The organism is Undibacterium sp. TJN25 (assembly GCF_049339885.1).
Lineage (GTDB): Bacteria > Pseudomonadota > Gammaproteobacteria > Burkholderiales > Burkholderiaceae_D > Undibacterium.
Genome location: NZ_JBMPPM010000019.1, coordinates 44,155 through 55,335 on the forward strand (window position 1 = coordinate 44,155; position 11,181 = coordinate 55,335).

12 protein-coding genes are annotated in these 11,181 nt (G+C 58.8%); 8 read left to right on the forward strand and 4 right to left on the reverse strand.

Annotation, left to right across the window (positions count from 1 at the left end):
* Nucleotides 1-21 precede the first annotated feature (21 nt).
* The gene (locus tag ACO0LO_RS27995) at nt 22-1,344 is read left to right on the forward strand and encodes a S1 family peptidase (protein WP_422969660.1); all 1,323 of its coding nucleotides are present in this window, start codon (nt 22-24) and stop codon (nt 1,342-1,344) included.
* Entirely contained in the window at nt 1,344-2,336 is a 993-nt protein-coding gene (locus tag ACO0LO_RS28000) for an FHA domain-containing protein (protein WP_422969662.1), read from the forward strand. The genes ACO0LO_RS27995 and ACO0LO_RS28000 overlap by 1 nt, the downstream gene beginning before the upstream one ends.
* A gap of 34 nt (nt 2,337-2,370) precedes the next feature.
* Here ACO0LO_RS28000 and ACO0LO_RS28005 read toward each other — a convergent pair whose 3' ends face one another.
* On the reverse strand, nt 2,371-3,201 hold the full coding sequence (locus ACO0LO_RS28005; protein WP_422969664.1) for an isocitrate lyase/PEP mutase family protein: 831 nt from the start codon (nt 3,199-3,201) through the stop codon (nt 2,371-2,373).
* A 225-nt stretch (nt 3,202-3,426) separates the two neighbouring features.
* Here ACO0LO_RS28005 and ACO0LO_RS28010 point away from each other — a divergent pair, with 225 nt between their 5' ends.
* Nucleotides 3,427-4,248 carry a DUF4349 domain-containing protein gene (locus tag ACO0LO_RS28010; RefSeq protein ID WP_422969666.1) on the forward strand — a complete coding sequence of 274 codons (822 nt, stop codon included), beginning with the start codon at nt 3,427-3,429 and terminating at the stop codon, nt 4,246-4,248.
* A gap of 50 nt (nt 4,249-4,298) precedes the next feature.
* On the forward strand, nt 4,299-4,811 hold the full coding sequence (locus ACO0LO_RS28015) for a GNAT family N-acetyltransferase (RefSeq protein WP_422969668.1): 513 nt from the start codon (nt 4,299-4,301) through the stop codon (nt 4,809-4,811).
* A gap of 67 nt (nt 4,812-4,878) precedes the next feature.
* Here ACO0LO_RS28015 and ACO0LO_RS28020 read toward each other — a convergent pair whose 3' ends face one another.
* Complete coding sequence (locus ACO0LO_RS28020; protein ID WP_422969670.1) at nt 4,879-5,796, reverse strand: LysR family transcriptional regulator; 918 nt, start codon at nt 5,794-5,796, stop codon at nt 4,879-4,881.
* Between the two features lie 193 nt (nt 5,797-5,989).
* Here ACO0LO_RS28020 and ACO0LO_RS28025 point away from each other — a divergent pair, with 193 nt between their 5' ends.
* The 4 genes from ACO0LO_RS28025 to ACO0LO_RS28040 all read left to right on the forward strand — a co-directional run bounded on the left by ACO0LO_RS28025 (nt 5,990) and on the right by ACO0LO_RS28040 (nt 9,456).
* Entirely contained in the window at nt 5,990-6,736 is a 747-nt protein-coding gene (locus ACO0LO_RS28025; RefSeq protein WP_422969672.1) for an SDR family NAD(P)-dependent oxidoreductase, read from the forward strand.
* 38 nt (nt 6,737-6,774) lie between these two features.
* Nucleotides 6,775-7,521, forward strand: coding sequence for an SDR family NAD(P)-dependent oxidoreductase (locus ACO0LO_RS28030; protein WP_422969674.1), 747 nt, complete (start codon nt 6,775-6,777; stop codon nt 7,519-7,521).
* Between the two features lie 94 nt (nt 7,522-7,615).
* Complete coding sequence (locus ACO0LO_RS28035) at nt 7,616-8,263, forward strand: glutathione S-transferase family protein (protein WP_422969675.1); 648 nt, start codon at nt 7,616-7,618, stop codon at nt 8,261-8,263.
* A gap of 92 nt (nt 8,264-8,355) precedes the next feature.
* A complete protein-coding gene (locus tag ACO0LO_RS28040) occupies nt 8,356-9,456 on the forward strand; it encodes an alkene reductase (RefSeq protein WP_422969677.1) in 1,101 nt (366 codons plus the stop codon).
* Nucleotides 9,457-9,533: 77 nt separating this feature from the next.
* Here the strand turns inward: ACO0LO_RS28040 and mnmE are convergent, their stop codons facing one another.
* Together mnmE and ACO0LO_RS28050 are read right to left on the reverse strand one after the other, a co-directional pair.
* Nucleotides 9,534-10,934 (reverse strand): tRNA uridine-5-carboxymethylaminomethyl(34) synthesis GTPase MnmE, encoded by a 1,401-nt coding sequence (gene mnmE / locus ACO0LO_RS28045; RefSeq protein WP_422969679.1) that lies wholly within the window; start codon nt 10,932-10,934, stop codon nt 9,534-9,536.
* 155 nt (nt 10,935-11,089) lie between these two features.
* Nucleotides 11,090-11,181: IS3 family transposase (locus ACO0LO_RS28050; RefSeq protein ID WP_422967035.1), on the reverse strand; the 92-nt coding region annotated here is incomplete at its 5' end.

Below are 11,181 nucleotides of genomic sequence, written 5' to 3' on the forward strand. Positions count from 1 at the left end.
GCTTATTTCCAAGAAGAACAAATGACATTCTCCCGTATGGCTGTCGTCCTAACAGGCTTGCTGGCCTGTGCCGCTGCTTTCGCCGCCGGCCCGCCGCCGCAGGAACAGCTGCCCCTGCCTGCACCGTCCTCCTCCGCGCAAAAGCTGTATTCGACAGCGCAAAACGACTTGCTGCAGATACGCGTACTGCTGAAAAACGGCCGCACGCAGGCTTCAGTGGGCTCGGGTTTCCTGGTCGGCGACAGCAAGCTGGTCGTCACCAATTATCATGTGATGTCGCAAATCGCGCTGGAACCGGAAACCTATGTCGGCGAATACGTCGATACGGCCAACCAGCGCGGTCCGGTCGAATTACTGGCAGTGGATGCGCTGCACGACCTGGCCGTGGTCAGGGTGGGGCGCGCGGGCACCGGCTTTTTCAAGGTACCGGAACAGATACAGCAGCTGCCGGAACTGACGCAGGGACAGTACCTGTATTCGCTGGGTAACCCGCTGGACCTGGGTTTCGCGATTTCGGAAGGTTCGTATAACGGCATCATACGACGCGGTTTTTACGACCAGCTGATGTTTACCGGCCCCATCAATGCCGGCATGAGCGGCGGACCGAACGTGACCACGGACGGCAAGGTCGCCGGCGTCAATGTATCGAAACGGCTGGATGGCGAACTGGTCAGCTTCCTGGTGCCGGTGCGCTATGTGCAGGAACTGCTGGCGAAAGTACGCCTGCAAACCAGGCCGGCCAAGGATTTCAGCCTGATTGTCGGCCAGCAGTTGATGGCGCACCAGGCGGTGATCATCGACAAGCTGCTGGAAAGCCCGCTAACGCTGAAGAGCCTGGGGCCGTACCGCGTGCCGGTGCGCGAGTCGGACCAGGTGCGCTGCTGGGGCCAGTCCAACGCCAAGCCGGATATTCCTTATACGGTGGACGAAATGCGCTGCCAGACCGAATCGGCCATTTTCGTTTCCGGCCAGCTGCAAACCGGGCAAGTGTCGATACAGCATGCGTTTACCCGTAGCACCGAGCTGAACTCTTTGCGTTTTTCGGAGCTGGTCAGCAATGCCTTCAAGAACCAGGTCAGCGGCAGCTACAAGAATGCGCAAGTCACCGCCCCGGCTTGCAACGAGCAGTTCGTCAGCAACAAGAAGCTGCCGATGCGCGCCGTATTATGCGTGCGCGCTTACCGCAAATTCACCGGCCTGTATGACTTTATCCTGCTGACGGCCAGTGCCGACCAGTCCATGATGAGCCTGCAAAGCCGCATCGAGACCAAGGGCGTGTCGTACGACAACGGCCTGCGCGTATCACGCATCTTCCTTGAATCCCTGAGCAAGGGAGGCAACTGATGAACGGACCGATGAACTCACCGTTTTTTGTGGAAGTGCTGGCATCGAAGGACGAAGTCCGGCACCGCCACCAGGTAAGCGCGCTGCCGATCCGCATAGGCCGCGCCTACGACAATGATTTCATCCTGGACGACCCGCACACCGCTGCCCACCACGCCATCGTGGAACAGGGCGAAGACGGCAGCCTGCACATGCGCGACCTTGGCAGCCACAACGGTATCGTGCACCAGGGCAAGCGGCTGCCGCTGATCAGCATCAATGGCAATACCGTGGTGCGGCTGGGCCATACCAATCTGCGGGTGCGTGCGGCCGATTTCCAGGTGGCGGACGAACTTGCCGACACCACGATACACGGCTGGGAAGGCTGGCCGCCGGCGCTGAGCGGCCTGGCCATCATCGCGCTGCTGGCCGCGCTGAGCACCTGGCTGGGCGACGTCAGCAAGTTTGAGGCGATACGTTACCTGATGGCGATTACCTACGTGCTCAGCGGCGCGCTGGTTTGGAGCGCCGTCTGGGCATTTGCCAACCGCCTGTTCGGCGGCCATGCGCGCTTTGGCCGGCACCTGTTCATTACCGGCTGCGGCATGGCGGCGATGGAAGTATGGAGCCTGTTCAGCGGCACGGCGGCGTATGCGCTGTCGCTGGAAGAATTAAGCCGCTACGGCAGCCACGTGATGATCGCCATCACGGCGGCGATGGTATATTTTCACCTGGGCACCATCAACCCGCGCCATCCGCGCCGGGTGGCCGTCACCGCCATCATCCTTGGGTTGCTCGGTTCCGGGCTGATGCTGATGATGAACTTCCAGCGTTACGGCCAGGCCGGCGACGAACTGTATATGTCGCAGATCCTGCCGCCGGCGATACGGCTCAGCGCAGACAAGCCGGTAGACCAGTTCATCAATGAAGCAAAAAGCCTGAAAGACAAGGTAGACGCAGACCGCACCAAGACTGTCAGCCATGACGATCAGGATGCGGACGCGCCGGAATAAGGGTAAACAAGCTTCTAAAGAAGGCTGAGCCGGCCTAAGGAAACAAGGCATTCACTTCGCCGTAGCCCAGGCTACCGGCGAACATGCCTTCCACACTGCCGTCCACCAGCATATCGTTCGCCAGCTTCACCGTCGAAGCCAGTACTGCCTGCATCAGCGCTGTCCCCGCGCTGACACGGCGCGCACCATGCGCCGCCAGTTGCTGCACGCTGGCAAGCCCGGGCACGGCCATCACATTGACAGGCATGCCGACCACCTCGGCAATGCTGCGCAACACTTCCAGGTCCGCCAGGCCGGGCACGAACAGGCCGTCGGCGCCCGCGCGTTTATAAAACTCTGCCCGCCGTATCGTCTCCGCCGCCAGCTTGTCCTTTTCCACCAAGCCGCGAAGATACACATCCGTACGGATATTGATGAACAGGTCCAGGCCCATGGCCGCTGATTTTTCGCGGATGGCCACGATTTTCGCCATCAGCAGTTCCGGCGCGGCAGCGCCGTCTTCAATATTGATGCCGACCGCGCCCGCTGCAATAAACTCGGCCACATTGGCGGCAACAACCGCAGCGTCATCGGAATAACCATCTTCCAGGTCCACCGACAGCGGCAGTTGCACCACCCGCACGATCTCGCGCACCGTCGCCAGATAAGCTGCGATAGGCAAGGCGCCGCCGTCCGCATAACCGTGCGCCCAGGAGACACCGCCACTGGTGGTAGCGATCGCCTGCGCGCCGCAGCGCTGCATCAGCCTGGCACTAACGGCATCCCATACATTCGGTAGCACCAGTGCTGTGCCTTCGTGAGCATGCAAGGCGTGAAACTGGTGGGCTCGGTTTGCCTGGTTGGCGGCTTCGGCGTGGTGTTCCATGAATTTTCCTTTCATTGAAGAATATAGCGTACATCATCGCATCATCTTTTGCATCGGACTGGCTGATTTCGGACATCCATTTTCAGCCCCGCCGCTAGATGGCAGAGCTCGCATGCGAGCCCCATAATTCTGCGAAACAACATACCTGTGCATTCGTATCTACTTGCAACTTATTGCAAATTAGCTATGATGATCATCCGACTTCATGGCGAAGGCAAGTCTTAGATGAGATTCCCTATTTTTCTGTTGGCCTTTTCTCTTTTGCTCAGTGGATGCAGCTCCAAAGATGAAAAAAGCGCGGGCAACGCACAGGTATTGGAAAATCGACCTCCCCCTTCAGTGAGCAAGCCTGCCGGACCACGTACGCTCGCTTATGAACATGAGCTGAGCCTGCAAACGCAGGAAACCAAAGTTGCTGCGCTATACGAGAAAACAATGGCGCAATGTCTTGCAGATACGGGCCACCGGTGCACCATACTGCTCGCGCAAATAGGCAGCGGTGTAAGTTATGACGCTAGGAGCACAGTAACGGCACGCCTGACCTTAAGGGCGACGCCAGAAGGTATCCGGAATCTGCAAAAGACCTTGTCATCTGGAAATCGTATCCTCAAACAGTCCACCAAGGCTGAGGACCTGGCACAGCCGATGGTCGACAATGAAAAGCGTCTTGCCATGCTGGAGGAGTATAAGAACCGGCTAAACACCTTGAACGCGCGTCCCGGTACCGACCTTGATACCCTGATCAAGCTGTCCAAGGAAATCGCTAGCGTGCAATCCGAACTGGAAAGTGCAAAAAGCGATGCAGCGAAACTGGCTGAACGGGTCAATACTGAAGTCCTGCGCATAGAAATCAGTATCAATTCCGAAGACGAAGAAGGATTGATGTCGCCCGTAAAGTCAGCATGTCAGAAATTTATCCGGCATCTGGCGGAGGGCATTTCCATCGTGATTACGGCTCTCGCCTATATTTTGCCCTGGTGTATCGTGCTGATACCGCTATTGCTGGGCATTGGCCGCTGGAGACGTGGCAAAGTAAAACTCAGATAACAGATACCGACTCAGTATGGGCCGGATAAACATTTGAAGCAAAAGGAAATATGAAAATCACCGTAGAAACCGAACGCCTGCTGCTACGTGCATTTACTGCCGACGATGCCGAAGCCTATTACCCGCTGTGCGTGATCCCCGAAGTAATCCGCTATGTCGGCAACAAGCCTATGGGCTCGGTCGAAGAGGTAAGAGCCAGCCTGATGGAAGGGTCGATCACCGACTACCGTAAATACGGTTTCGGCCGTTTTGCCGTCGTGTGGAAAGAAACCGGCCAGTTGATAGGTTTCAGCGGCCTGAAATACATGCCGCCGTTTGCCGAAGTGGAGCTGGGCTACCGGCTGCTGCCTGAATTCTGGGGCAAGGGGCTGGCGCAGGAAGCAGGGATCGCCTCTATCGAATTTGCACGTACGCTGAACCTGACCAAGTTGATTGCCCTCGTGCATCCGGACAATGAGGGATCGGCTAACGTCGCGCGCAAACTAGGCTTTATCGTGGAAAAACAGGTGCGCATGGACCTGATTCCAGGCCTGGATGTGAACATGTTTTCGCGCGGCCTGTAAGCGAGGCCCATCTGGACCATGATGGGAATGCCGACCTCCGGCCGACGGCCGGTGCTCAAGTGCATGTTCAAAGCGCATTTCCAGAACGCGCGTGCTCTGTCGTTTCTTCGCTGACCAGCTGGTTGAGCCGGGAAACAAATAACTTCAGAACCGGCGACATGTTCGCCTTGCTGTAGCCGACACACAAGTCGATGGTCGGCGGCGTGCCGGCAAGCGGGCGGCTGACAACAGACCAGGGCATCAGGTTTTCCACATAGGAGGGGATCAGCGTAACGCCACGGGTGGAAGCAACCAGCGACATCACCATCGCCGGATTATCCACTCCCTGCGTCGGCACGATATCAACGCCTTCACGTTGCAGGTAGTCGTCAATGGTGGCACGCAGCACCTTGGCCTTGTTTGCCATCGCAATGAACTTCTCCCCGACGAGATCTTGCGCGCTGATGCTCTCATGCGAGGCAAGGTGGTGGTCACTGGGCATCAGCACTACCAGCGGCTCGCGGCTTACGACATGGTAAAGCAAGTCAAAACCCGGCTCTGCGCGCAGGAAGGCGATATCGAGCTTGCCACGCGCAAGCCCTTCCGCGAGATCGGGAGAATAGTCGCTGGAGACGGTAATATCCACGGTCGGCAGTTCTTCACGCAGGATGTTCATTGCCCTGGGGAGCCAGGTCATTTCCTGCCCCGTTAAAAATCCCAAAGCAAACCTCTGCTTGGCCGGCTGGGCAGCCCGCCGCGCCGCTTCAATCGCGGCATCAACCTGCGTCAGGGCCAGCCTGGCATGATCCAGGAAAGCCTTGCCTGCCGCGGTGAGTTCTACTCCCCTGGCGCTGCGAATAAATAATTCGGCGCCAACTTGCTCTTCCAGGTCACGAATCTGTCTGCTCAGGGAAGGCTGCGACGTATGCAAGCGCTGCTCGGCCGCAATGGTCAGGCTGCCGGTCTCGGCAACGGCGATAAAGTAGCGAAGATGCCGCAGTTCCATTTCATTCTCCCGTGATTTTCATCGAGCCATGCTTTTCAGGTATGCCTACCAGCTTATAAAGTCTTTTTTTATTGTGCCATAAGTTCCTATATTGCTTCCTGTAGCAACGCATTTCGGGAATTACCCAGATGCCTGCCGATGTCATGGGACCTGTATCCCATGTTTAAAAAACATACCTCGAAGGAAGTAAATCATGACTCATCCTGTTGTTCTCATCACCGGTGCACTCACCGGTATCGGCCGTGCTACTGCACTGGCATTCGCAAAAAATGGAGCGCATCTGGTGGTTTCCGGCCGCCGCGACGCGGAAGGCAAGGCGCTGGAGGCGGAACTGCGTCAACTCGGCGCCGAAGCTCTTTTCGTCCGCGCTGACGTGCGTCTCGACGACGATGTTCGCACCCTGGTTGACCAGACCGTGGCACGTTTCGGGCGCCTTGATGTCGCGGTGAATAATGCCGGCACAGAAGGCCAGCCTGGGCTGATCATGGACCAGACTGCCGACAGCTATGCCGCTACCTTCGACACCAATGTACTGGGTACGCTGCTCAGCCTGAAGCACGAACTGCGCGTCATGACTGCACAAAAAAGCGGCAGCATCATCAACATTTCCTCCACCTACGGACATGAAGGCGCCGCGTACGCGTCGGTCTATGCCGGCAGCAAGCATGCGGTGGAGGGCATTACCAAGTCGGCTGCGCTGGAAGTGGCCGCCAGCGGCGTGCGCGTCAATGCCGTCGCCCCGGGACCAACCGATACCGGCATGCTGGACCGCTTTACCGGAACGCCTGAGAACAAGGCTGCGCTTGCAGCAGGCGTGCCTCTCGGCCGCGTCGGCAAGCCCGCCGACATCGCCGGCGCGGTGCTGTATCTGGCATCCGAAGGCGCCGCGTTCGTGACCGGCCAGATTGTCACGGTCGACGGCGGCAAGACTGCCGGCTAATCATCGAACCAACCCTGCAACCATCAAGGAGTTCCAACATGAATACGCTAACAGGAAAGACTGCACTGGTGACCGGCGCATCCCGGGGCATCGGCCGGGCCGCAGCGCTGGCGCTGGCAAAAGCCGGTGCGCAGGTGCTTGTGCATTACAGCAGCGGCGAGCAGGAAGCCACTGCCGTCGTCGATGAAATTCGCCGGACCGGCGGCAAGGCGGAGAAGATCGCCGCCGACTTGAGTCAGCCAGATGGCCCGCACCAGTTGGCGCAGCGCGTGCGCGCCATTATCGGCGGCCGCCTGGATGTGCTGGTGGCCAACGCCGGTATCGCCACGGCGGCATCGATCCAGGACACCACGGTGGAAGATTTCGACCGGCTGTTTGCCGTCAACGTACGTGCACCGTTTTTCCTTGTGCAGCAATTGCTGCCTGCGCTGTGCACGGGAAGCAGCATCGTCCTGCTGTCATCGCTGGCGGCGCATGCATCGGTAGGGACTCTATCAGCCTACGCCGCCACCAAAGGCGCAATCGACACGCTGGTCAAACATTTCGCCACGGCGCTGGGCGAACGCGGCATCCGCGTCAATGCGGTTGCGCCAGGGGTAGTGCCAACCGACATGTCCAGTTTTGCGAAGACTGAAGCCGGCCGCGATGCCACGCTCGGCATGCAGTCACTGAAACGCATGGCACAACCGGACGACATCGGCGCCGCCATCGCTTTTCTTGCATCCGACCAGGCACGCTGGATCACCGGCGACACCTTGCGCGTCGACGGCGGTTCGAAACTGTAATACCGGAAGCTGCAGTGCGGCAGCTGCATGCCGCCGCCACGCAGCGCGCTATCAGCCATTCATTTCTCATTATCCAACTATCAGGAGTTTCACCATGACTAGCAACACCATCAAACTGTATCAATCCTCAGGCTCGCCTAATTCACGCCGGGTGCGCATCTTCCTTGCAGAGAAAGGCATGGAGGTGACGGTCGTTCCGGTCGACCTAGGCGCGAAGGAACAATTCTCCGACGCCTATCGCTCGATCAACCCGCGCCTGCAAGTTCCCGCGCTGGTGCTGGAAGACGGCACCTCCATTGCCGAAGTGCCGGCCATCTTCCGCTACCTGGAATCAATTCACGCTGCAACGCCCTTGCTAGGTTCGACGGCCACGGAACAAGGCCTGATCGCCATGTGGGAACGCCGTGTCGAGCTCGACGGTTTCGCGGCAGTGATGGAAGCGGTACGCAATACCGTGCCTGGGTTGAAGGGACGCGCCTTGTCCGGGCCGCATGCCTACGAGCAGATTCCGGCGCTGGCAGAACGCAGCCTGTTGCGCATCAAGAACTTCTATACCGACATCAATGCGCGTCTCGAAGAAGTTCCTTTCATCGCAGGCGAAGAGTTTTCGGCAGCAGATATTACTGCACTCGTAACAGTCGATTTCGCCACCGGTGGTGCGAAGCTGCCGATTCCGGAAGATCACGCAGCGCTCAGGCGCTGGTATGACCGCATCGCTGCCCGTCCCAGCGCCAAGGCATAAGCGAACATTTTTCAGGCGCTGCAAGGAGTCTGAAATAACGCATTCCACTTTTACTTTTATACAGGCCGGTAACGGCCTGCAGGGATCTTCTCATGAAAAACACTTCTTTATTCAATGCCATCAAACTGGGTGCGACAAGCTTGTCGCACCGCGTGGTAATGGCTCCATTGACGCGCCTGCGTTCCGACCAGGACGGTGATGTGCCGAATGCGCTCATGCTGGAATACTATCGCCAGCGCGCCTCCGCAGGAGGATTGATCATCACCGAAGCCACGGCGGTGGCGTTTAACGGGCGCGGTTATCTGGGCGCACCCGGCATCTACAGCGATGCGCAGGTCGATGGCTGGCGCCGTATCACGGATGCCGTGCACGCCAAAGGCGGCCGCATTTTTTTACAACTGTGGCATGTGGGACGCGTATCGCACGTTGACATGACAGGCGGTGAAAGCCCGGTTGCACCCTCTGCCATCCCATTTGAAGGTGCCGCTTTCACGGCCAACGGCTGGGTCACGCCGTCGCCGAGCCGCGCACTGGAAACGCATGAAATTCCAGGCATTGTCGAAACCTTCCGCCGTGCCGCGGAACGCGCCCGGTCTGCCGGCTTCGATGGTGTAGAAGTCCACGGCGCCAATGGCTATCTGCTCGACCAGTTCCTGAACGACGGCAGCAACCGGCGCAGCGATGCTTACGGCGGCCCGGTGGAGAATCGCGCGCGACTGCTGCTGGAAGTGACCGAAGCCGTTGCGTCCGTATGGGGCGGTGATCGCGTCGGTGTCCGCATTTCGCCCGGCGGCAAATTCCTGTCCATGTCCGACAGCAATCCGCAGGCAACTTTCGACTATGTGGCCTCCGCACTCAACCGCTTTGGCCTGGCCTACCTCCACATTATCGAACCGCGCGTCAATGGTTCGGAAGTCGTGGCCGAAGGTCAGGCGCCGGTTGCCTCTGCACGGCTACGCAAGATCTTTACCGGCCCGGTCATCGCCGCGGGCGGTTTTGAGGCGGAAGACGCGCACGCAGCCATTGCGCGTGGAGATGTGGACATGGTTGCCTTTGGCCGCCATTTTGTCGCCAATCCGGATCTGCCGAAGCGGCTGGAGTCGGGACTGCCGCTCAATGCCTATGACCGTAGTACCTTCTACGGCGGCGACCATCGCGGCTACACCGACTATCCAGAACATCAGGGTGCGTAGCAGCGTCTGTTCCGACACCACGCGACCGGATAGATTTCAATGGAGCTATGCCTCCATGAATCTGCCCGGCCGTGGTTTTATTTGCCGATGCAAAACCGCGAAAAGATCACACCCAGCAGATCGTCCGAAGTAAATTCACCGGTGATGCTGTTCAGGCGGTCTTGCGTCAGCCGCAGTTCTTCGGCGAACAGGTCCAGCGACTGATCATTCTGCGCGGCGTATTCCGCGGCGTTTTCCAGGTGCTCATGCGCATGTTTCAGCGCAATCAGGTGGCGTTCCCGGGCCAGGTACAACGATTCGCCGGTTTGCTGCCAGCCGGCGATGCGCAGCAGCTCCTTGCGCAGCAGGTCTATGCCGACATGGTCTTGCGCGGACAGGTAGACGTGGGTGGCGTCTTCCATCAGGTCCACGCTGGCATGGTGGCCTGACAGGTCTATCTTGTTCCAGATACGGATGACCGGCACATTGTCCGGAAAGCGGCCGATGATGGTTTCGTCTGCTCGCGTGGGGCCGCGGCTGGCATCCAGCAGGTGCAGGATGACATCGGCCTTGTCGACCTCGGCCCAGGTGCGCTCTATGCCTATGGCTTCCACCACATCGATTTCGCCGCCGGCCTCGAAATGCTCGTCGGCGTGGTGGCGTATGCCTGCGGTGTCGATGATGTTGAGCGGTATGCCTTCGATGTGGATGGTCTCGGTGACCTTGTCGCGCGTGGTGCCGGCAATAGGCGTCACAATCGCGATATCGTCGCCCGCCAATGCGTTCAGCAGCGAGGATTTGCCGACGTTAGGCTGACCGGCCAGCACTACATTCAGCCCTTCGCGCAATAGTGCGCCCTGCGCTGCCTGTTCGAAGACTTGCTTCAATGCCGCCTGTATCGTCGCCAACTGGCCGCGGGCATCGGATTTTTCCAGGAAATCGATTTCTTCCTCCGGGAAATCCAGCGTCGCCTCCACCAGCATGCGCAGGTGCACGACCTTTTCAACCAGGGTGTGGATCACTTTGGAAAACACACCGGACAGCGATTGCGACGCCGACTTGGCCGCCGCTTCCGTAGAGGCCTCGATCAGGTCGGAGACCGCCTCGGCCTGCGCCAGATCCAGCTTGTCGTTGAGGAAGGCGCGCTGGGTAAACTCGCCGGGCTCGGCCAGCCGCAGGCCGAACTCCTTGCCCGCTTCCAGGCAACGGTTCAGCAGCATCTGCATGACAACCGGGCCGCCATGGCCCTGTAGCTCCAGTACGTCTTCGCCGGTATAGGAATGCGGGGCCTTGAAATAGATGGCGATGCCCTGGTCGATAACGCTGCCATCTGCCTGCGTAAAAGGGATATAGGTCGCGTGGCGCGGCTTGAACTGCTGGCTGCCGAACAGCGCCTGCACGACGGTGCCGAGGTTTTTTCCAGAAATGCGGACCACGCCTATGCCGCCGCGGCCAGGCGCAGTGGCGATTGCGGTAATCGGGGATGAATCGTAAGTCATGTTCAAATTCTAGCTGGGCTTGCGCGCAGGCTGTGAGTAAATATCTTGAGGGGTGTGACGCAAATGACACATACGCCGGCCGGGAAACAGGCGCGCCGCCAATAAAAAAGCCCATGCGAGTGAACTGACCCCAATTAGTTGGACGGTTTAAATAGCTAGGTGGCTAAGGGCTGAGTTCTGTATTGCACAGGACTTAGCCCTTTTAGTTTTGCCTTGATGCGGTCGTGATTGTAGTAGTGAATGTACT